The organism is Leptospira fluminis (assembly GCF_004771275.1).
Classification (GTDB): Bacteria; Spirochaetota; Leptospiria; order Leptospirales; family Leptospiraceae; genus Leptospira_B; species Leptospira_B fluminis.
This window is the reverse complement of sequence record NZ_RQEV01000003.1, coordinates 247,625-269,615: the sequence shown is the minus strand read 5'-3', so window position 1 is coordinate 269,615 and position 21,991 is coordinate 247,625. Positions and strand designations below refer to the sequence as shown.

The 21,991-nt window shown below is 47.8% G+C and carries 20 protein-coding genes; 9 read left to right on the top strand and 11 right to left on the bottom strand.

Annotation, left to right across the window (positions count from 1 at the left end; genetic code table 11):
* Positions 1-79 precede the first annotated feature (79 nt).
* Together EHO61_RS03200 and EHO61_RS03195 are read left to right on the top strand one after the other, a co-directional pair.
* Positions 80-697: a hypothetical protein gene (locus tag EHO61_RS03200; protein ID WP_135812180.1), complete on the top strand. Its 618-nt coding sequence runs from the start codon at positions 80-82 to the stop codon at positions 695-697.
* Complete coding sequence (locus tag EHO61_RS03195; RefSeq protein WP_135812179.1) at positions 694-1,263, top strand: hypothetical protein; 570 nt, start codon at positions 694-696, stop codon at positions 1,261-1,263. Before EHO61_RS03200 ends, EHO61_RS03195 begins: the two co-directional genes overlap by 4 nt.
* Before the next feature lie 38 nt (positions 1,264-1,301).
* Here EHO61_RS03195 and EHO61_RS03190 read toward each other — a convergent pair whose 3' ends face one another.
* Both EHO61_RS03190 and EHO61_RS03185 read right to left on the bottom strand, forming a co-directional pair.
* Positions 1,302-3,059, bottom strand: a complete 1,758-nt coding sequence (locus tag EHO61_RS03190) for a CocE/NonD family hydrolase (protein ID WP_135812178.1) — start codon at positions 3,057-3,059, stop codon at positions 1,302-1,304.
* A 147-nt stretch (positions 3,060-3,206) separates the two neighbouring features.
* Positions 3,207-4,325, bottom strand: coding sequence for a helix-turn-helix domain-containing protein (locus EHO61_RS03185; protein ID WP_342776037.1), 1,119 nt, complete (start codon positions 4,323-4,325; stop codon positions 3,207-3,209).
* A 153-nt stretch (positions 4,326-4,478) separates the two neighbouring features.
* On the opposite strand from EHO61_RS03185, the gene EHO61_RS03180 reads away from it, so the two are divergent.
* Complete coding sequence (locus tag EHO61_RS03180; protein ID WP_135812177.1) at positions 4,479-5,780, top strand: OmpA family protein; 1,302 nt, start codon at positions 4,479-4,481, stop codon at positions 5,778-5,780.
* Between the two features lie 12 nt (positions 5,781-5,792).
* Here the strand turns inward: EHO61_RS03180 and EHO61_RS03175 are convergent, their stop codons facing one another.
* Complete coding sequence (locus EHO61_RS03175; protein WP_246031986.1) at positions 5,793-8,111, bottom strand: sulfatase; 2,319 nt, start codon at positions 8,109-8,111, stop codon at positions 5,793-5,795.
* Positions 8,112-8,382: 271 nt separating this feature from the next.
* Here EHO61_RS03175 and EHO61_RS03170 point away from each other — a divergent pair, with 271 nt between their 5' ends.
* Positions 8,383-8,835: an FAS1-like dehydratase domain-containing protein gene (locus EHO61_RS03170; protein WP_135812175.1), complete on the top strand. Its 453-nt coding sequence runs from the start codon at positions 8,383-8,385 to the stop codon at positions 8,833-8,835.
* Between the two features lie 13 nt (positions 8,836-8,848).
* The gene (locus tag EHO61_RS03165) at positions 8,849-9,265 is read left to right on the top strand and encodes a MaoC family dehydratase (RefSeq protein ID WP_135812174.1); all 417 of its coding nucleotides are present in this window, start codon (positions 8,849-8,851) and stop codon (positions 9,263-9,265) included.
* A gap of 160 nt (positions 9,266-9,425) precedes the next feature.
* On the opposite strand, the gene EHO61_RS03160 is transcribed toward EHO61_RS03165, so the two are convergent.
* Positions 9,426-11,504 carry a SpoIIE family protein phosphatase gene (locus EHO61_RS03160; RefSeq protein ID WP_135812173.1) on the bottom strand — a complete coding sequence of 693 codons (2,079 nt, stop codon included), beginning with the start codon at positions 11,502-11,504 and terminating at the stop codon, positions 9,426-9,428.
* A gap of 325 nt (positions 11,505-11,829) precedes the next feature.
* Here EHO61_RS03160 and rssA point away from each other — a divergent pair, with 325 nt between their 5' ends.
* From rssA to EHO61_RS03145, 3 genes are all read left to right on the top strand, one after another.
* Positions 11,830-12,750 carry a patatin-like phospholipase RssA gene (gene rssA / locus EHO61_RS03155; protein ID WP_246031985.1) on the top strand — a complete coding sequence of 307 codons (921 nt, stop codon included), beginning with the start codon at positions 11,830-11,832 and terminating at the stop codon, positions 12,748-12,750.
* Between the two features lie 97 nt (positions 12,751-12,847).
* The gene (locus EHO61_RS03150; RefSeq protein WP_135812172.1) at positions 12,848-13,603 is read left to right on the top strand and encodes a tetratricopeptide repeat protein; all 756 of its coding nucleotides are present in this window, start codon (positions 12,848-12,850) and stop codon (positions 13,601-13,603) included.
* 12 nt (positions 13,604-13,615) lie between these two features.
* Positions 13,616-14,236 (top strand): DUF2062 domain-containing protein, encoded by a 621-nt coding sequence (locus EHO61_RS03145; RefSeq protein ID WP_135812171.1) that lies wholly within the window; start codon positions 13,616-13,618, stop codon positions 14,234-14,236.
* A gap of 10 nt (positions 14,237-14,246) precedes the next feature.
* Here the strand turns inward: EHO61_RS03145 and EHO61_RS03140 are convergent, their stop codons facing one another.
* The 6 genes from EHO61_RS03140 to EHO61_RS03115 form a co-directional block, all read right to left on the bottom strand.
* On the bottom strand, positions 14,247-15,290 hold the full coding sequence (locus tag EHO61_RS03140; RefSeq protein WP_135812170.1) for a 2-dehydropantoate 2-reductase: 1,044 nt from the start codon (positions 15,288-15,290) through the stop codon (positions 14,247-14,249).
* 103 nt (positions 15,291-15,393) lie between these two features.
* A complete protein-coding gene (locus tag EHO61_RS03135) occupies positions 15,394-16,317 on the bottom strand; it encodes an esterase/lipase family protein (RefSeq protein ID WP_135812169.1) in 924 nt (307 codons plus the stop codon).
* 349 nt (positions 16,318-16,666) lie between these two features.
* A complete protein-coding gene (locus tag EHO61_RS03130; protein ID WP_135812168.1) occupies positions 16,667-17,680 on the bottom strand; it encodes a zinc-dependent alcohol dehydrogenase family protein in 1,014 nt (337 codons plus the stop codon).
* Positions 17,681-17,686: 6 nt separating this feature from the next.
* The gene (gene ccrA, locus EHO61_RS03125; protein WP_135812562.1) at positions 17,687-18,934 is read right to left on the bottom strand and encodes a crotonyl-CoA carboxylase/reductase; all 1,248 of its coding nucleotides are present in this window, start codon (positions 18,932-18,934) and stop codon (positions 17,687-17,689) included.
* Positions 18,935-19,031: 97 nt separating this feature from the next.
* Entirely contained in the window at positions 19,032-19,628 is a 597-nt protein-coding gene (locus EHO61_RS03120) for a TetR/AcrR family transcriptional regulator (RefSeq protein ID WP_135812167.1), read from the bottom strand.
* A 205-nt stretch (positions 19,629-19,833) separates the two neighbouring features.
* Entirely contained in the window at positions 19,834-20,523 is a 690-nt protein-coding gene (locus EHO61_RS03115) for a hypothetical protein (protein ID WP_135812166.1), read from the bottom strand.
* A gap of 156 nt (positions 20,524-20,679) precedes the next feature.
* Between EHO61_RS03115 and EHO61_RS03110 the strand changes: the two genes are divergently transcribed.
* The gene (locus EHO61_RS03110) at positions 20,680-21,366 is read left to right on the top strand and encodes an OmpA/MotB family protein (protein ID WP_135812165.1); all 687 of its coding nucleotides are present in this window, start codon (positions 20,680-20,682) and stop codon (positions 21,364-21,366) included.
* Between the two features lie 5 nt (positions 21,367-21,371).
* On the opposite strand, the gene EHO61_RS03105 is transcribed toward EHO61_RS03110, so the two are convergent.
* Complete coding sequence (locus EHO61_RS03105; protein ID WP_135812164.1) at positions 21,372-21,983, bottom strand: histidine phosphatase family protein; 612 nt, start codon at positions 21,981-21,983, stop codon at positions 21,372-21,374.
* Positions 21,984-21,991 lie beyond the last annotated feature (8 nt).

The window sequence follows — 21,991 nt, the reverse complement described above, 5'->3', positions numbered from 1 at the left end:
AGAGTATTTCCTACCGTCGGATCGTTTTATAACCTAGGCCGGTCACATTCCTGATCGGAAAGATTCCAGGAGGCGAAATATGGACGGAGTTGCGAAGAAATTTTGGGAATGGTTCGCGGGGAAACATCCCGACTATGCCCGATTAGATCGGATCGAAGACGAAGAACGGGACAAAAGGTTCGACGAGCTCATGGATCGTCTTCAGGAAGTAAACGAGGAATTTTATTTCGAAATATCCGGGGGAGAAGAAGGCCCTCAGGAATTGACGATCATCACCGCCGGTGGAGAGGGACTTTACGGACAGGCAGAGAGATTCGTGGATCTGGCTCCGGAAATTCCGGGATGGGAAATTTTTTCCGCGGACCATTCCCAAGCACAGGGTTTTACCGTTTCCTACGAAGGAATCGAGCTGGATTCGGAGGATATCTGGTTTTTACCTCTCGAAAAGTCCGACCAACCCGAGGCTTTCGGTTTGCGAGTGGGACTTCCGGATTACGAATCGTACGCGCAGCATGCCGGATTGAGGACGGCAATTACGATCCTATTGGAGACAATATTGGGCGAGGAAGTCTTTGCCCGGGAAGTGCAGCATTTCGAGATGGTCACGCTACCTCCCGATCCCGACGAGGAAGGATATATCGAGCTTATCGAATTGCCCGACTATCTAGAATGGAGAAAAGAGAGAGAGAATGCATGAGAAAAACGCCCCTCTTACTGGTGATCTTTCTCGCGTTCGTGCTTTGCAGGAAGGAAGCCGTTCCGGTTCTCTCCGAATCGTACGACAAAGAAGGCGTTCAGTTCTCGTATCCTAAGGGTTGGCAGGTGAGTTCCGACGAGACGTTTCAGGAAGGAAAAACCAGAACTCGTCTGATCAATTTGGACATGATGAACGGAGAAGCCATGTTTCAAGTCATTGTCCTGTATAGCGAGACGGACGAAGCGTTCTTTCTTTCGACCGTGGATAGCATGCGCGGGAGAAAAAAGGAGTTCTTCGTTAAAAATAACTCCGGAACAGAGGTGCAAGAGGAAGGTCTGGTCGCGTTAAACGACAATTTGCCCAAAGGAATCACCTCGGGCGTTCGGGAAAAATATACCGTGCAAGCCAGGGGGGAAACGTTCAGTTATCTGAATCGTTTTTATTTTTCGCAATCTCCCGGTTTGTCGCTTTTCTTTACCACGCAAACGGCTGTGGAGAAGGACAATAAGGATGAGCCGATTTTTCGGGCGATTTTAGAATCCTTTCGGGCTTCTTCTAAACGGTAAAAATCGGGTCCCGGCAATGGGACCCGAAAGGTGAGATTTTATTCCGCTTGGATGACCAAGGTGGATTGCGGATTGGAGCCGTGCAGAACGCTTAATGCGTAAATCAGCACGGTCGGCACCGCATACAAGGGGTCATAAGTATCCATGGCGATGGCTATCCTATGTCCGGCCGGCAGATCGTAAGCTACCGCATTTAAATCCACGGAGAGGCTCCGGACTTCCCCCGAAGCGGCGTCGAAAATCGTAGCGGTTCCGTGAGTGATCAAGGTTCCGATTCCGGAGCTATCCAAATCGTAGAAATACACGTTCACGTTCGCTTTTCCCAACGATGAAGAAATTCTACCGTTCCAAAAGAGCTTTCCTCTGATATTCAAAGCGCTAGGAAGAGGATCCGACTCGTATACGATTCCGTTGATTCTACTTACCAATTCTACGGGAGCGGTTACCGGAACGTCCAGATGCGCGGCCAGAATGTCCGAAATCAAAGGGACGCCGGTAGTCGCAATCGTATCCGCTCCGGATAAAATCACGGTATTCGAATTCGAAGTATTTTGGGTGGTGGAAATCTGTCCGTCCGTAAAAAAGGTTCTTGGTTTGAGATAAAACGTCTTTTGGCTTACTGTGGGGGAAGGCCAAGAGGAAAAACTGACACGATCGCCGTTGAACCTTTTTTGAAAGGTTACGGGGGGCTTGCTCATGATTCCGTTGTCGATTCCCTTTAACCAATAGTCGAACCAATCATACGCGTTCGTCCAAACATAATTAGATAATCCTAAAATTCCTCCGATCTCGGCGCTGGCATGGATTCCTTCGTTCATATCCAACTTTTTGGGAACGGTGAGCTGGGAGTAATAGTCCAGAATCTCGTTCGGATTGAAGAGGAAGTCTTCGAAGTTATTGGACATGTAAACCGGTTTTCCCGCTGCGTTGATTTGGTTCACGAAATTGTCCGGGGACCTGTCTTGGGCCCAGGAAGATACTGCCGGAATATTCGTATGCGCGAGTAGGTTTTGAAAATTCTGTGCGATGACCGGATCCATGTGTCCTGTAAAATAGCCGGAAGCGATCAGAATGAGCCCCCACACTAAACGCGGAGTGTCGTTTCCGTACAAGGAACGTTTCAAATCTCCCCATCCGCTCATTGCGACTGCGGTTTTGATTCTAGGTTCTACGCTGACGCCCAGTAAGGAAATTCCCGCTCCGTAAGAGATTCCTCCCATTCCGATATTCGCGGAATCGACGGGAGCGTTTGCCAACAACCAATCCAGGATGGAACTCAAATCGGAGCGATCCAAAGGACCTGCAGTATTGATGAGTCCGCCGGAAGTTCCGAATCCTCGAGTGTTATAGGTCAAAACCACGTATCCTTTCTTTGCCAGTTTCGCGGCCGGCACGAGATATTCGTATTTGTTGATCGCCCAACTATTCACGAATACGACAGCCGGAACTTTGGCACCGGAGGGAAGGTTAGCCGGTTTGAAAATATTCGCGGTCAACACGACTCCGTCGGAAGCGGTTACCTGGATGGAGTCATCAAAAGTAAAGGACCCGTCGTTTTCCTGGGCAAAGGCCGCATTGATTTGGCTTGAGGCATCGCTTGTGCTGTATGCGGAAGCCTGGGTCGTATTCACTTGGCCCAGGGAAGCTTGGGAACTTCCGGGAACCAGAGATGCTAAGAGGGCTGCATTTTGCCCCGAGGAATTTCCGGATTCGTTCTTACAGGAGGAAAGAACTCCGGAAAAAAGAAGGAATAGAGTTATGCAGAGCATAACTAACGTTCGATATCCAATTCTCATTTTTTTAATTTCTCCTTAAGCTTTTGGCATGGGCCGTTTCGTTCGCTTAATACAAAAGGAGTATATAGATGAGGGTTTTGAGATTCGTCTCGGATCCTGAATTGAGACGAATTAAAGGTCTTGATTACGGATTTAAGACGTTTGATATCAGGAATTTTTAAGACTACGAAGGTATTCTCTGGGAGAAAGGCCGGTCACGGATTTGAAGGCCAAATTAAAGGTCGCTTTGGAGTTAAAACCGGAGCGATATGCGACAGAAAGTATATTCGCATCCCGTTCTTTCTTTAAAAGCTGCATCGCCTCTTCGACACGGAAAGTGTTTACGAAGCGGGAGAAATTCGTTTTTCGATGCTGGTTCAGATATTCTGACAATTGATATGGTTTGATATCCAATTTACTGGAGAGAATCTGGAGAGAAAGATCCTCCTCTAAATAGAGCTTTTCCTTTTGCATCAACGTTTCTAATTTCTGCTTCAACTCGTTTAGGTCCACGCTTTCCAACCGCGAGTTCCGGTAAGCTTCGCGGACGGACGGACCGATTTCATGAAAGATCTGCGGAAACCATATTTGAGCCAGGTATCCGATCGCGGCGTAAGCTATGGTTCCGACCATGGACAAAAGCAAAAGATGGATATCTCGTAAAAGATAGGCGAGCACGATCAGAAACGTAATACTTCCGCTTCCGAAAATGATGTACAGCAATAGTCTCGCCCCGGTGCTTTCCTTCAGATTTCGAAAGTGAAAGACGGATCTTGTTTCCCATACGACTCTTAAATAATAGTACAAGTTTCCCACGTAGGCCAATAATAGTAGGATGTCCAACCAACTAGTTCTACCCGTCGTGAAATATTCGATCGGTTTGGACGCGAAAAGGCTCGGGGAAAAAAAGGAAATCAGAGGAAAACCGAGAAAGAAGCCGACTGCCGGTAGATAAAAGACCAATTCGAAACGGGAAAACCTTCCTTCCGTCGCGGTAATGGAGAATAGGCTGTACATTCCGGGACCTAAAAGCCAAGCGAAGGGAATGTAGAAATGATTTATGAACAAAGGTTCGAAATAAATATCCTTTAATAGGAAATAAACGGAAAGAATTTCCGCGGATACGCTGACACATAGAAGGGCAAGAATCCTAAAAGTAACTGTGCGTTCCGGTCGAAGCACCGCTCCGGTTCCGATCAACAGACAGAATAAAAATCCGAAGAACGCGATTTCCTGTAGGAAAGAATGCACGGATTTAGGAAAAAACAGATCGGAGGTCGTTGTCAACCGATTTCGATTCGAATCTACTCCGGCTTTAGTTTAGAAAAAACGTCCGATCTAAAAGCGGATTCCGATTCGTATCAAGTAAAAGCGCCCCCTCCCTTTTTTTTTAAGGGAATTCACTCTAAGTTTATTCCGGAAAACATCGACACTAGAGATATGGCGCCGCTCCGGATATTCGTATTGTTCTGTCTATTTTCTCCCCAGGTATTGTTTTCCCAAGACAGGACCTTATTTAGATGGAAACTGAAGGCAGGCGATGATCTGGAACTGAACGAATACCACAAGGTGAGAGCGAGACAAGGCGCTAGAGTCCTGAATCGAGAGGATAAAAACCGTATCCTTTTAAGGGCGGAAAATTGTAATCTCCAGGGTTGCGAACTGACCGGCGTCTTTGATACGTATACGAAGTTTCCCGAGATCGATCCCGCCTTTTATAAAGATAAGACCTATCGGAGCCGTTTCTTTTTGACCAATTTAGGGGAATATCGCGTGCCTCCCGAATATACCATGCCCAACCTCAGATCCCTTCCCGGTTTTTCGGAATCCGAAGTTTCGGAAGGAGGGCAATGGACGATGCCCGCATCCGAGAGTTTCCAATTTCCGAGATCTAGGATCGAAATTCCTGTGGAAGCGAAATACTCCTTTCGAGGAATTCGAGATTGGGAGTATGCGGGAAAGCGGGGGAAGGCGGAATTGATAGAATATAATTATTCTCTTATGCATGACAGCGAGGTCGTTTCTGCGGGAACTCCCTATAAGGTCTACGGTTTTGCGAAAGGGAAAGTGTTTTTCGACGCGCAAGCCGGCGTCCCGCAATATAAACACGTGCAGTTGGTTTACACGTTTCTGTATCCGAACGGTATCGCCTCGGAAATGGCCTTCGATATCCACGGGATCTACAACAAACAGAGAAGTCTAACCGATCCGGATAAGGATCGTATCGAGGAAGAGATAAAGAAATACTTAGGAAGACCTGCGGATCCGCATTCCCGGCCGACTGGAAAAAAGGAATCGAAGAGGAACGGTTTGGATTGGCCGGAATGGGAAGAAGGTTCGCCGGAACCTACCGGCGGCAGCCGAGCCCCGGTCGAGGTTAGAAAATCGGAGGAAGGAGTTACTCTTTCCATAGATAATCTTTTGTTCGATACGAATCGTTCGGATTTGAAGGAGTCTTCCCGGGAAGTCCTGGCTAAAATTGCGGAGATTCTGAAGAAATATCCCGACAAAGAGATTCGGATCGGCGGCCATACGGATGATCGAGGCAGCGCCGATTATAACTTAAAACTTTCCCAAGATCGGGCTTTATCCGTTTTACAGGAACTTCGCGATCGTCATGCGATCTCGGAATCGAGAATGTCGTATAAAGGGTACGGTAAAACGAAGCCGATAGCGGATAATGCCTCGGAGGAATCCAGATCCAAAAATCGCCGCGTGGATATCACGATCGTGCTGGATTAACGGAGGTCGCTTTTACTCGTGTATATAACCCCAGCTTTCCAATACTTTACGGACTTCTTTTCCTAACGCTGCCTGCTCTACGGAGTCAGAATTTCCCGAAAGGCCGGCGTCGTTGTATAGATAAGGAACTTTGGAGTCCGTGAATTCATAAGGAACATGGGAGGAAGCTACGATATCCGGCGCAAAAAGATAGACTTGATTCGCCGCTTTTTCAGTAAATCCCCATTTCCCGGATTTGTAATTCTCTATGACGCCGTCTTTCCATAAGGAAAGTCTAAAACGAAACGTCGGTTCCACCGTCTCGACCTTCAGCGTCGCCTGCTTGCCCGCAGCTTGGTCCAATCGGATCGAAATGTTTTTCTGCCCCAACGACAGAACAGTGGACGGAGTATCCGTATCGAATCTGTAAATCCCGCCTTCCACATATAGTTCCGCTTTTCGGACACAATCCCGTTCCGGAGCGGGTAATTTTAGGATAAAGGAATTCTTTTTCAAAGCGTTCTCGGACAGCGTTTTTCTGGCCTTTTCGAGCAGCGGATCGTTTTCTACGGCTAAATTTCTAGTTTCATGAGGATCCTTTACTAAATCGTAAAGTTCTTCGGGCATTTTGTGCGGTTCTCCCTCTCTGGTTCTGCGAACACTATCGTAGCCGGGATATCTTCGGATCAGCTTAAAGGATCCGGTCCGGATCGATTCCGAAAACCTTCCCTCCGTATATACGTTTTCCTCGTGCGTCGGACCCGTTTTTCCGAACATCGCAAGGGAATAGTCGTTGCCTTTGCATTCGTTCGGAATACAGGGAAATCCCATGGCTCCGACTAACGTAGGAAAAAGGGAAAGTAGGGAAACCTGTCCTTCGAATTTCCGTTTACGTACCGAAGATTCGAATCGTTTCGGCGGATGGAGAATCCACGGAACCTTGATCTCTTCTTCATAATGGCTCTCTCCGTGAGCGTGAAGATTTTCCGCCACGAAATGGTGATGATAATAATGTTCCACTTCCTGGAGCTCTCCGTGATCGGCGACCACGGCGATCCAAGTCCTATCGTATACTCCGGTGCGCTTTGCTTCCTCTAGGATTTCTCCGATTACGCGATCCGTGTAAAGAATTTCCGCCATGTATTTCTTCACATAAGGGTCGTACTTCGCCCATACTTCCTTTGGCGTCGCCTTTTCCAACGCTTCGAGATATTTACGCTCCGGTAGATACGGATAATGGGGAGTGTTAATATTAATATGTAGGAAAAAACGCCTGTCCTTGTTTTCTTTCAGGAATTTCTTGGATTCCTCCAATATCAATTCGGTATCCGCTTTGTCCTTTCCGGGCTGAAACAATCGGTGGAATCCCAAATCGACTCCGACTCCGGTGTAATCCAACAGAAAAACGTTATTCATCAGGCTTGCGGTTACGAAACCAGCTTCCCTAAGATGATTGGGCAGGGTTTTCGGCCTTTTGGAATAGAATATCTTCCTGTGCAGATTCGTGGAATAGAACCATGCGTTTCCCATTCCGAGTTCCGAGGCGATTTGCGAAGTAAAGAAGGAAAGCATGGACGGTTTGGTCCAGTTTCCGTTGGCGAATGCATTTTCGAAAATTACGGATTCGGAGGCGAGTCGGTCCAGAACCGGACTGGTAGGAGCGGGAGAACCTCCGAAACCGAGACGATCGGGCCGCAGAGAGTCCACTACGATCAAGATCAAATTCTCCTGAGATCCCCAAGCGGCGGAGTCCGCGACTTTGGAAAATAGCATCGGTTCTCCCAGGAAGAGAAACGAGTTCGCCTCTTTCGGAAGCCATCTGAATGTCCACTGAGGCTTGGGATTCTCGAACAACAGCTTGGCGGTCGGAAGTTCCAAGGTCACCTGATGGTCTTCCCAAGAATTCCCATTTCCTTCCAGGTATTTTGAAAAGACGGATTCGGAACCGAGAAGGATCTCCAGTTGCCCGGACGAGTGGGCTCTTTCTCCGTTCGCGGATAACAAGGTCGTGGAGAAGGAAAGGACGATATTTTCGGGAGATTTCAGCTTTTCTTCCTTTTTTAAGAAGTTCGAAGAGATTCTGCAATCGCCCCCTTGAAAGAGAAAGAGACTGTCTCTGGAGTCGTTTAATAGATTTTCCTTATCTAGCAGAATCGTAAATTGGAGATTTCTCCATCTTTCCGAAACGGGAATATCGGAATATCGTCCCGGATTTTTCTTATAATGGTAAGGGATCCTGCCGATTTCTTTTTCCGGATTTCCCGCGCATTTGCTCTCGGGTTCGGACAGTGCGCGCACTCCGTCCCAGACGAGCAAAGAAGGATCTTCTTGGCCCTGCGTACGAAAAAACAACCGTTTACAATCGGTTAGGCAGAGGAAAAGTCCTAAAACAAGATAGATTTTATGTCGAACCATCAGCGGAATATAGGTACAGGATTTTTAGTTTCCTTCCGTTTACAACCCGAAACCGGGTAAATGAACGGTATTCGGCGAAACGAACGTTCTGTTTCTGCCGCGTTTGCTCCGTAAAAAGCAATAGACCGGTAAACTCGAAGGTAAAAAATGAGGGTGGCAGTAAGACCTCCCTTAAGATAGGAGGCAGGATCCAAATTAGGAAAGGATTATGGCAGAAAAAGGCATATCAAAAGACCTGATCGGTACGAAACTGGACCGCTACGAATTCGACGTAGAGCGCGGAAAAATCCGCGAATTTTGCCAGGCGATCGGCGAGACGGACCCAATATATTTCGATGTGGAAGCGGCCAAGAAGGCCGGTTACGAGGACATTCCCGCCCCACCTACGTTTCCTACCGTGATCCAGTTCTGGGGCTATCCCAAGATCTGGCAGGATATGGAGAACATGGGAGTCGACATTTCACGTATTCTTCACTTAAAGGAAAAATATACTTATTTGAAAACGTTATATCCCGGAAGAGTTTCTTCCCAAGGGGAATGCGTTAATGTGACCGTGGGAAAGATGGATACGATGACCTTCAAAACGACGATTCGCAACGCCAAGAGCGAAGTCGTTCTGGAAGTGGAGATGGCCATCTTTATCAGAAAGCCGGGACAGTGATCGGAGGACATCCATGAGTAAAATAGAATTTGATAAATTGGAAGTAGGGCAGGAACTCCCGCCTCTCAAGACGGAAGCGGTTACCCACGCGAATCTGGTTCGGTATGCCGGAGCTAGCGGGGATTTCAATCCGATCCATAACGATCCTGATTTTGCCCGTAAGACGGGATTGGACGGAACGATCGCGCACGGAATGTTCGTTATGGCTCAGATCGGAAGACTCTGTACGAATTGGGCGGACCAAAAGCAGATCAAGGAATTCGGAGTCACGTTTAAGGCGATGACCAAGCCGGGACAAAAATTGACCTGCACCGGAAAGATCAAACGTAAGAAAGAGGAGAACGGCGAAAAACTGCTAGTAGTAGCGGTCGAAGCCGCTGACGATTCGGGAGAAGTGAAGGCTTCCGGTGAGTTAGTGGTAGTTTGCTAAGATTTTCCTAGCAAACCGGTTTGAACTGGTTTAGGTAAGCCCTCGATTTTCGAGGGCTTTTTTATTTCTTCACGATATCTGAATAAATAAAAATCAATTGCCCATGATGAACGCGACGATCGTACGTTTCGTTTTATTCGTAATGGCGAATCTGATGCTCTTATTGCCGAGCGGATTCGATCGCGATAATGGTGATATCGTCGTATCTTTGTTCGTCCCCTCTAGATCGTTCTTCCATCAGTACCAACTCTTCGAGCAATTCCTGAAGGTTGGAAGAGTGCATGGAATTCGCTTTGATCGCAATGGAATCCACGGTGCTCCAGCGGTTTTCTTTCCTTCTGTTTTCTATGAGTCCGTCGGAAAATAACAGAAGCCTGCTACCGACAGGGAATGGAAAAGTATTGAATTGGATTTCCAAATCGTCGAAGAGCCCGAGAATCGGGCCCGTTTTATGTAATAGTTCGTATGCGACGTCTGGTCTGAGAAGCACCTGATCCGGGTGTCCTGCCGACGCATAAAGCAATTCCTTTTTCGCCAAATAGACATCAGCGACGAAACAGGGAAAAATACTCTCCAACGTATCGAATTTTCTCAAAAAGCGTCCGTTCAACTCTCTCAATACTTCGGTGGGGCAATCCAATTTTTTGAGTTCCTCGTATTCCGTCTTCAGAGCCATAGTCATCAGACTCGCCTGGACTCCGTGACCTACCGCGTCCGCCAAGAGCACGCGTATCTTTCCCGGCCGAACTTCTGAGATATCCAGAAAATCCCCTCCCACTTTTTCGAGTGGTTTGTACACGTACTCGAAATGGATGCCCGCGATTTCCCTGTCCGGAGGGGTCAGTATTTTTCTCTGCACGTTTTGTGCGATCTCCAATTCCCGGTTGATCTGCTGCAAAGTATCGTTCAGGGTTTTGGTCCGATCCTCGACTTTCTGCACGAGCTTTTCCTTCATCTCGAACAACTCGAGGTTCATCGTTTGCAGATCTTCGGTAAGGATTTTCGCCTCCTTGTATTTGGAGGAACGATCGGACGCGATGACCAGCGATTGGAGAAAGACGAAGAAAACCAGCGCAAAATGGGAAACCTCGTACGAGGAAACCTTCAATACGTAGGTATAAAACAGGTCGATCCCTATTCCTAAAAATAACAGTCCGGTTCCGTACAGAATATAAGCCGAATTGTTTTCCTTGTCGAAGTCGATCGTATAGATCACGTACAGGATGTAAGCGATCACGATTCCCATAAATATATGATAAATCACTAATTTTTCACTGTTGAATGCCAGAGATCCGAACAGAGTCGCTACGGCGAATACGACCGCGATAAATATGGAGCCTTTGACGAACTTAGTGGAAACGTAAGCTTCGAACGTACTTTGAAAAAACAGAAGATAAAACGGAACGCTTACGATCAACGGAATCTGGTCCAATAACTGAATGGCTTCCTGAGGAAGGGACGGAAAGAATTCCATCAACAACTTTGTGTTCGTCACCAATGCCCGGATGCTGATCGCGATACTCATAAAGCCGAAATACAATGGAGCTTTGCTCGATCGCAAATAAAGATAAAGGGAAATATGATAAAGACCCATGATCATGAGGCTAGAGAACGCGAAAATGTCCGAAAAGATCGTTCTCGTCCGATAACTTTCCATGACGTCGGCGGGTCCCATCCTTACCGGCGAGATGATTCCTCCTTGCCGCGAATAATAATTGGATACGAAAATCTCCAAGCGGACTTCGTTGGAAGACGCGATAAACGAATAAAATTTGGGTTGGACCCTCGGAACGGTTTCTTTAGGAGAATGGGAAGGATGTCCCGTTTGCCCGAGCTGGATTCCGTCCATATAGATGGCGTAGGAGGTAAGGACGGAACCCAAGCCGACAGTCAGTACTTTCCCCACCCAGACGTCCGGAATCAGCATCCGCAGACGATACGTTCCGTAGCCGATTTTTTCGTAGGAGGAATGAACCTCCGTTTCCCGGTTCCAAGCCCCCGGTACCGTGATTTTTCCCCGGAAGGTCTCTAGTACCTTTCCCGCTTCCTGACTCCAAAAAAATTCCCATTCTCCGGAAAGATCGACAGGACCGGAGGAAGCGTCCCGTATCCCGCGTAGGTCTATACTGCCTTGGTAAGCCCGGATATTTTCCTCCTTATGCGACGGTGTCAGCGTCAAAAGGAAAATCAGAAATCCTACCGGACCTAAAAGGAAGAATAAATACTTAGATATGTGCATCTGTAGGGAATTCCTAAATCATCCTCTGCTTCCTGTTGCCATAAAGTCAATCTTTCTCCGCCTAACGTAGGCTAATGTTCTCTAAAATTGGAAAAAAATTATTGTCCGATTTTGAAAAGGAGAACCGAAGGCCGGATTTCGTGACTGTAAAGCGGCTTTTTCCATTTTGCGGATTGTTCCAGTCATAAATATCTTCGGAATCGCATGCTTTAGGGATCGGAGTTCGGGAAGTAAGGCATCCTCGGAACTCCGGCCCTAAATCAGACGTTTTTTTTCCGACATTCGCTACGCAAGAATGGACAAAAAAAACCGTAATAGGGAAGTCTTGAACCATAGTTTCGAGGATAAAATGGGAAATAGCGGAAGCCGAGTCGTCGGCCTTGCCTTAGGAAGCGGTTCTGCCCGAGGGTGGTCGCATATAGGAGTGATCCAGGAATTGGAGAAACTCGGAATTTACCCGGACATAGTTTGCGGGACTTCTATCGGTTCTTTGGTTGGAGCCTTCCACGCTGCCGGGAAACTTTCCGCGCTCGAGAGGTGGGTGGAAAGTTTGGAATGGCGGGACATTCTCGGCTTCATGGATTGGAGTTTCGGCGGTGGATTGATACGAGGGAAAAAACTTTTTGATTTTTTTGCCCAGGAATTTCGGGACGCGGAAATCAAGGATCTGGCCCTTCCTTACGGGGCGGTAGCCTCCGATCTTGATACAGGAGTCGAAGTGTGGTTAAAGAGCGGGTCCGTTTTCGAGGCGGTTCGCGCGTCCATTTCCTTGCCCGGAATTTTTACACCGGTCGCCAAAGAGGGAAGGTGGCTCGTTGACGGAGGGCTGGTCAATCCGGTTCCCGTTTCTTTGTGCAGAGCAATGGGAGCCGATTATGTAATCGCCGTGGATCTGAACCAGGACCTTCTGGACAAAAAGGATGAGGAGGAAAAGAAAGAAATTTCTCCCGAATCCGGATCTCGTTGGAGATCCTGGACCGCCAAATTCTGGGGCAAAGATTTGGATGAACATCTCCAGAAAGAAAAGGACGAAAAGCCAGGAATCATGGAAGTGGTTTCTAAAAGCATCAATATCATGCAGATTCGGATCACTCGTAGTCGTATGGCCGGCGATCCTCCGGATGTTTTACTCGCTCCTAGATTACGTTATATAGGGTTGATGGAGTTCCATCGAGGTAAGGAAGCGATAGAAGAAGGAAGGGAGATCGTAAGAAAAATGGCTCCCGCTTTAATCATTCCGAAATGAACGGATCCGAATTAGGGATTGCAATGAAAACGACAGGTTTCAGACTCCCGTAAGATACCTCGGACATGAACGTAGCAAAGGTCGTTGCAAGGTTTTTATGAATCGATTTTCGTTCGGTTTCTTTTTGATTTTCGTTTCCTTCACTTTTTATTGTAGGGAAAAAGAGGAACCGCCCATTCTAGAAATCAGAGACATGCTCGATTCTACGCATATAAGCGAATCGATCGAGAAAGCGAAAGTGCAAGCGGAACGCTCCGGAAAAACGGACCAAATCCATTATCTGCGCGGTTGGATCCAATATCTAAGGAAAGAGGACGACCAGGCGGAAAAAGAATACCGTATCTGTTTAAAAGAAAATCCCGAATCTTACGATTGTTCGAGAGGGATCGGTTTGATTGAGCAGCACAGAAAGAATTATGAAAAGGCGGATTTCAATTTTCAGGAAGCTTTGCGAAGCGCGGAAAAACGGCGGGACGCCGAGGCAATTTCCGTTTTGAGAGTGGATTTGGGAAATCTATTGTTGAGGCAGAATCGTCGTTCGGAAGCCCTCGTCGAATACGAAAAATCCCTGGCCGCAAAGCAAGACGGGGCCGCTTATTTCGGATTAGGATTGACTTCTCTGCTGCAAGGGAACCGAGCAAGGTCTAAAGAATATCTGGAAAAGGGATTAAAGACTTCTTACAGGGATTCTATATTGAAGGCGGAAACATATTATCTACTGGCAAAGCTGCAATACGATTGGGAAAAAAATCCGCAGGCGGCCGCCGTTTCCGCAAAGAAAGCGTTCGAACTGTTTCCAGCCAAACAGGAATACGCGAAATCCTGGGAGCAGTATTCCAAAGCTGCAAAATAAGGTAAAAAACCTGTGAAATATTTTTCCATACTATTCAGAATCATTCATAAACAGATCATTCTTCCTTTCCAAGAGTCTCACGCTCCCGTTAACGAAGTCTGTCTCGGAACTTCCGTCGGTCTCATCTGGTCGATGACGCCTTTGATAGGCATCCAAATGTATCTAGGTCTGGCGACCTGGATCCTTTTCCGGATCGTCCGGATCCGTTTTTATCTCCCGATCGCCATCGCCATGATCTGGATCACGAATCCCGTCACTTTACCTTTTTTTTATTATATATTTTATGTATTAGGAAAATTTACTCTTTCCATTCTCGGGGTACCTTCCGCCGAACTGGATTTCGGAGTGATCTACGACGTGATGGCCAAATCGGACTCGATGGGGTTTCTTTCCGGCTTATGGTATTGGACCGTGTTTCTTTTGGATCGCATGGGACTGCCCATGTTTATCGGGGGATTCGTAGTCGGAATCCCTGCGGCAATCGCGGGATATCCTCTGACCTATAAGATGTTGAACGCGTACAGGACAAGACTCGCCGAACGGGAAGGAATCACTCTGAAAGAATGGGAAGAAAAGCACGTGAGAAAAGACATCGGGCTCTTTTCCGAAAAGCCTTCCTTGAATCCTAAGTGAAGTTCGGATTCTAGAATTTTAGCCCGAGTCGATTCGCTAGAGTATCGGGATTAAATTGGACCGATTTAGGTTTCTTTTCCGCTTCTCGAATGAGGGAAACGATCGCGCGGTTGATCGGAGCCGCGTGACCCACACGATCCGCCAATTTCAGGATTTCTCCGTTTAAGCTATCCACTTCGGTTGTCCTTCCTTGGTTCAGGTCTTCCCACATGGAGGACCTCGCTTCCGGGTCGATTTTGATCAAGCTGGACGCTACCCTAAAAAATAACCAATCCGGAAGTTGCAGGATGGTAGGTGCTAGTTGCGGGATCATCTTTCCGGTTCGAACCGGGCGGATTCCGGCAAGTTTCAGGACCTCGAATGCCTCGGACATCATTGCGGAAAGGATTCTACGATATCCTCTTTGGGAAAGTTCCTCGCGGAGCGGAATTCCCGCGAGAGCGTTCAGGCTATTGTTCAGGTTGAATAGCAGCTTTCCCCATAAGACTCCGTCCATATTGGGGTGGGTCTCCGCTTCCAAACCCGAGCTTCTCAAATATTGCACCACTTTTTTACCGTGTTGGTTGTCCTGAACGACCAGGTGCCCACTCGTTCCCCGATGAAATTGGCCCTTTCCTTTGGCTACCACGTTAAACGGGACCATGCCGGCCAAAATTCTTTCTCCCAGATGAGGGATCGTTTCGTAAAGAAAGGATTTGTTTCTCACGCCGTTCTGAAAACTGAGCACGATCGCCTTTTCCCGTTCCGAAGAGGAAAGGTGTTTGTTTAACGATTCCCCCAATTCCTTCGTATCCCTGCTTTTTACGGTAATCAAAAAAATCGTGGCGCCTCTGACATCCTTCAGGTCCGTCACGTACTCGATCTTGTTCGGGGGAATGGAAAAAAATTTTCCCGTAAAATCCGAAATTCCCAGACCGAACAACTGCACTTCCTTGCGGTTTCTCTCCCGTCCCACGAACACCACGGGAAAACCGGCTTGGACCAGATGAGCGCCTATATAGGTCCCGATACTACCGGAACCCAGGATTGCGAATTTTGGGAGATCCTCATGCATACAGGGGCCAAAGATTGCCGGTAAAACCGGAAAAACCAAGTAAAATAAAAAACCGGGAACCCCTTTCGGAGCACCCGGTTTTAGCCCTAGGTCGTTCTAACTACTACTGGTTCGCTTTTGCGTTGGAAGCCATTTTCAGGAAATAACCTTCCACATCGTACCAAGTTTTACCGGAATTCAGCGTATTGGAAGCTTCCAAATGGTCTACACCGGTGGTTAGGATTCCATAATCCGGGCCTCCGTTGAAGGTTCCCCATTTTAGGGAAGAATACGGAACCAATCCGTCGCAAGTCGCACCTTGTCCGTTAAACAATCCACCTGCCGCACAAGCCGGTTGGAGGATTCCCATTAGCGGGTGTTGGATGAGATCCGGGATGGTGATGTAAGATCCGTAAGAGTAGTATTTTACGCTGGAAGCGTTTGGAGTATAGGAGTTGAACAGAGCCGTTCCCGAAGTAGTCAGGGATCCCAACGCTGCCAAAGCGTCCTGTTGTCCGCCTCCATACACCAATTGAACTACGACTCCTAGAACTGCGCTTACGAACGGTTTGATCCAATCCGGAAGAACATTGCTGATTATGTCCGCTATCGGAGAACCGCGGTGCGGCGTATTTAAGGTGGTCAAAGTGGATACTTTGGAAGAAAGGCCCAAATTGGAGATTGCATACCGGCTATCCAATCCACCTTGGGAGTGACCTAAGATATGCACTTTGGTAAAGCCGTTGGCCGCCATATAGACGTTGATTTTGCTAGCCAATTGCGCTCCCCGAACTTCGTTGGATTGTGCCGCAGTTTTGGTAGGAGCGTATACGGTTGCTCCTTGAGAGGTTAGGTATGAATCCATTCCTCCCCAATAACTGATAATGCTGATGACTCCGCTGGAGTCCGTTCCCCATCCGAACAATCCGTGGGAAAGGATGATGGGATAAGCTCCCGCCAACGGTTTGGAGGAAGATCCTCCTCCGGATGCAAACAATGAGCCGCTACAAATAAATAGGATCAACAAGGAAAGTCCTAGTTTACGCATGGAATGTTACCTCTTTTCTCTTCACTATTCTCTAGTTGTCGTTTTCAGATTCGCTTTGTGGGTTTGTTCGCTTTTTTATCTATGTATCGCTCGGTATAAGAGCGCTTCGATACTCTATTCCAAACAAATGCTTTGTCAAGAGAAAACGTTCGAAAAAAGAGATTTAAAAAATACATTTGATATAAAACTAAATTTTATAAATAACAATCGTTCTTTATAAAAAGTCCCTTGTCTGCTCTGGAACTTGTTCGGTGAAAAGGAATCTCAAATAAAAGTGAACGATTGTTTATTTTTTTGAAAAAAAACGCGCAAAGAAGTGTTGAGTATCTTGTTCAGAATCAATTTCCCTTTACGGAATTTGAATGACGACCTTTCCGAAGTGGGAGCCGCTTTTGAGATATTCTAAAGCTTCCTTGGATTCCTGTAACGGAAAGATACGGTCGATCACCGGTTTTAATGCCGCTCTTTGTAAGGCTCGATTCATTTCAAGAAAGGAATTTCTAGAACCTACCACGATTCCCTGCACCTTGATTTGGTTCATGACGAGAGGGAGAAGATTCAGATCTTTTGTGGATCCCGCTAAGATTCCGATGAGATGGATGGTTCCGAAAAGTTTTACGGCTCGGATGGATTGTTCTAGAGTCCCGGCTCCTCCCACTTCCACCACATGATCGACTCCTATGTTGTCGGTCCACTCGCGGGCTGCGTCTCCCCAACCTGGAGTATTTTTGTAATTGATTCCGAAATCCGCTCCCAGCTCTTTTCCTCGAGACAATTTCTCTTCGGAAGAAGACGTTAGACACACTGTCGCACCCGCCAGTTTTGCGAACTGCAAGGCGAACAAGGAAACTCCGCCGGTTCCCTGTACTAAAACGGTATCTCCCGGTTTGACATGGTTTTCCACGAAAAAGGAGGACCAAGCGGTTAGCGCAGCACAAGGAAGCGTGGACGCCTCTTCGTAACTCAGATGGGAAGGCGCGGGCACCACTCCGCTCGCCGGAAGGATGGCCAGTTCTCGGAGGGTTCCATCCAGAGGTCCTCCTAGAGTTGTGCGGAGTTCCTTTTTGGTGGCCGGGCCGTCGATCCAATACGGCGCAAAGACAGCGTTGACCTTATCTCCCGTACGGAATTCGGATACTTCTTCCCCGACTTCCAAAATTTCTCCCGCTCCGTCACTGCAGGGAATCAGAGGGATCGGAAATTTAGGATTGTATTTCCCGTCCACAACCAGGAGATCCCGGTAGTTCAGCGAAGCCGCGCGGAACCGGACCAAAACTTCTCCCCGACCTGGTCGTCCCGGATCGGGGAGATCCACAATCGAAAGATTCTGTTTTCCGAATGCGTTTAACCGAGCGGCTTTCAAGAGAGTTTATTTGATTCCCAATCCGGGTTTTTCCGCACCCACAAGGATGCTCATATTTCCGGCTGGGTGCTTGTTCTCTTTCATTAATTGATGAGCTTTAGCGGTTTCGTCGAACTTGAAAGTTTGCGCGAGCACCGGATCCACTTTTTTGTCGATCACCAGTTGGTTGATTCCCGCACAGTTTTCATCGTTTGCAAAGTGGGATCCTTGTAGCCTTTTTTGTCTCATCCAAAGGTAACGTAAATCCACGGTCGCGTTGTATCCTGTCGTACCCGCGCAGATTACGACCATTCCTCCCGTTTCGCAAACGAATACGGAGGTGGGGATTGTCGTTTCTCCCGGGTGCTCGAATACGATTTTCGGATTTTTTCCTTTGCCCGCAATTTCCCAAATCGCCTTTCCGAATTCCCTCGCATTCTTAGTCCATTCCATAAAGACTTCGGGCTTATTGATATCGGATGTGAGAGCGCCCCAATGTTTGAAGCGATTTCTATTGATGACGCCTGCAGCGCCGAGGTTCTTGCAGAATTCTATCTTATCGTCGGAAGAGACGACTGCGATGGGGATTCCTCCGGCGGCTTTTACGATTTGGATCGCCATAGCGCCTAGTCCTCCGGCTCCCCCCCAGATCAAAACCACGTCTCCCGGTTTTACGTCGTTGGGCTTCCAGTGATGTAACATCCTGTACGCAGTTGCGCCGACGAGCATATAAGCCGCCGCGGCTTCCCAGGTCAAATGCTTCGGTTTCGGCAAGCATTGGTGGTCTTGGACTTTGCAGAATTGCGCGAAGGATCCCCAGTTGGATTCATAAGCCCAGATGATTTGCGAAGGAGCAAACATGGGATCGTTGCCCGCTTTTACCCACGGATCGTTTCTATCCCACATTCCGCAGTGGATTACGACTTCGTCTCCCACTTTCACGTTTTTGACGTCCGCACCGACTTTATAGACGATTCCTGATGCGTCGGAACCTCCGATATGAAACGGTTCGGGTTCCCCTTTTTTATTTCTCGCAGCGATCACATCGACCGGATATCCGAGACCGGCCCATACGTTATTGTAATTGATTCCGGCGGCCATTACGGCGACTAAGACTTCGTCTGGACCGATTTCAGGTACTTCGATTTCTTCCTGTTTGATGGATTGGATCGGATCTCCGAATCTTTCGGGACGGATGACCTGTGCATGCATTTTTTTAGGGACCACTCCCACTGGAGGAAGCTGGCCTACTGGTACGATTTCGGGTGCGCTCATGCGGACCAGAAAAACGTACTTACGTTCCGATACGACCAAAAAAAACCGGTTTCTCTTCTGCCGGTACGGTGAATTTTACGGAATTTGTGTTTTGGACTTAGGGAGAATTCAGAATGAAATCGATCCTTTCTTCGATTCCTTTGACCCGATCCTCGAAAAAACGCTCCGAAGCTATGGACAGGATCAAGCTGTGCATGGTATCCACAAGGAGGGAAAGTTTCAGGTCCGGTCGTTTGCTAGGCGGATTCCTGGAAACGGCTGCTTCCAATAATTTTCTATATTGGGCTCCGTAATGATTCGTATATTCCAATACTAGATTTTCCGGAGCGGAATATACGAGGCTGAAGGGAAGTCTGGCCCGTTCCGGAAATTCCCGGACGATATCGATAATCGACTGAAAAACGGAAATGACTTCTTCCCGGAGTCCTTTGTCTTTGATGATTCGGCTCCGAATTCCGTTCAGTATCATCAGATGGGTGGCGACCAGGGCTTTGCGAAACAGGTTTTCTTTGGAATGAAAATGGTGGTAAATACTGGGTTGTTCCAAGCCGCATTCCCGGCTGATTTCTCGGAGAGAGGTTCCATGGAATCCTTTTCGAGCGAACGCGATCGCTGCCCCTTCCAGGATCCTTTCCCGGGAGTTTCTGTATTTTCCGTTGATAGGGTAGACCGGGCTACCGTCCTTTTTCTTCACCGATGAACCTCTTTTTCGGGGACACCAATAGTAGCGTCCCGTTTTTCATTTTTCGGAGGCCTTTCTTTCCGCCCACCATGTTTTCGAAACATGTATTCTTCTACGCTACAACAAATACCGGATTTCCGCAATTCAATAACAAAGGATCGAGGGCGGTAAAGGGAACTTCCGAATAAAAATCCGAAAAGTCAGGAAATCGAGAGCCTTAGAATTCCTTTTTGAATACTTCGAAATAGTTTTTAATTTCACTCGTTCCTTGCAATCTCCCTTCCGTTCCCGGCTGGCTAGTTCCCGGGGACTGCGGTTGGTTGGCGGGATCGGTCGGGTCCCTGCCGAAGGCCGTGGAAGGAGTATATAACTGGCTCCCGAACAGGAGCTCGAAGTTGGCCACGTTAGACTCCGATTCTTCGAGACGGATCTCCACTAGAAAATGATTTTCCCCGTATCTCGCTTCCCATTCGTACACGAATGCGGTTTCGGCCAATCCCGTATATAGTGGAGAGAGCTTTCTGTCCTGGCTGTCCGAGATGAAGATCTGGACCATTACGGATTGGTCGGGGATTTCATGAGCTAAGCCGATTCCTAGTTTTCGGATCACTTTTCTGTCTTTGCCGTCAGGAAATTGCAGCTTGAAAATCACCGAGTTTCCCTTGAACACGGATCCGGTAAATTGGGATTTGCGATCTATAACGTAGCCCCTTTCTTTCAGCGTGGATCGTACTCCATCCACAAGGCTCCTCAAAGTGGGAAGTCCACCGGTCAAGGATTCCTTAGTGTGCACAGGGGTTCCCGCCGGAGTGGTTTGTGCGTCGCTCTCGGAATGTAAAATGAGAAATATTAGGAGCAGAAACGGAAAGAATCCGACTCTGCCCGGATCGAATCGGAAAAAGCGCATACGTTCCAATCAGACTAACCTCGATGCTCCTTTCTTTCCAGATTTTTTCTCACTTCGCACCGAATTTCCGGTTAGAATAGCTTAGGATTTCGGGCGATCGATCGATAGTTTTACTGTGCGTCCGCTCGAACACAAAAATCAGGGACAGGAAATGGCATGAAACTGAAAAAAAAATCCATATATATTCTGGTGTTTCTTCTCTTTTCGACTTCGTACTGCGTTACTCAATCCAAGTACGACTCGTTGCAAGATGCGTATAACCGTAAAGCCAGGGATTTCGAAACCTCCGAAAAAGAAAGACAGGGACTACTTCGGTCCGTGGACGACCTGAAAAAATTGCAGGAAGAGACCCAGCACAGGGTTTTGGAATACAGAAACCTTCTTTCCAGTTTCAAAAGCATGATCGATGCGGGAAAACTGAAGATACGGATCGTGGACGGCAGGATGGTTGTCGTTCTTTCTTCCGATATTCTTTTTCCTCCGGGTTCGGCCAGTCTTTCCGCGAAGGGTGCGGATGCGATCAAGGAAGTGACAGGAATTCTCGCCTCTTTGCAAGGCAGAAGATTCCAAGTAGAGGGTCATACGGACGACGTCCCGACCGGAGTGAAAGGCTATTCGAACTGGGAATTGGCCTCCGCTAGAGCTTTGAACGTATTGCATACGATGACGAAGGCGGGAATGCCGGAAGACAGAATCAGCGCAGCTTCTATGGGATCTTCTCGGCCCGCAGTTCCGAACACTACGCCGGAAAACAAAGCCGCGAATCGTAGGATCGAGATCGTAATCGTTCCGGATTTATCCAACCTACCCGGAATCGAAGAACTCAAGAAAATGAGCGAGTAGGGAAATTAGGGAGCCATCTCCGCAAAAAAACTTTCGGCATCCAGCCGGATTCGGAATACTTCGCAATTCCGCAGGTCTTCTTTCGGCTGCAGGTTCAGTAGGAAAAGCATTCTGGAAATCCAATACCCGTGAGTGCAGATTCCGACTCGGACCGGAACCGGAGTCTGCAGAATGCTTTTTAGAAAGGAAAGAATTCGCTCGTCGAGTTGTCGTTTGGTTTCTCCTTTCGGAAAGCTAAAAACGTCCCAACGCGGATCGAAACTTTTCCATTTGGACCATGAATGAATGCCGAAATGCGAGTCTATGTCCGCGATATGCATTCCCTGCGCTTCTCCCAAGTGTACTTCTCTTAATCTAGCATCGAATCGGACGGGAATTCCGAATCTCTCGGCGAGAGGGAGAACGGTTTCTTTTGCCCTGGTTAAGTCGCTGGAATATATGAATTCGATTCCGTCCGCCAAAAGCGCTTCAGGCAAAATTCCTACCTGTTGCTTTCCGCGGACGGAGAGGGGGACGTCCAATTGTCCCTGCAGCTTGGAGAGGGTATTCCAATCCGTTTCTCCATGGCGAAAAACGGACAATATCTTCGTCGGTTCCGATGGCCATTCCTCTTTCAAAATTCCGA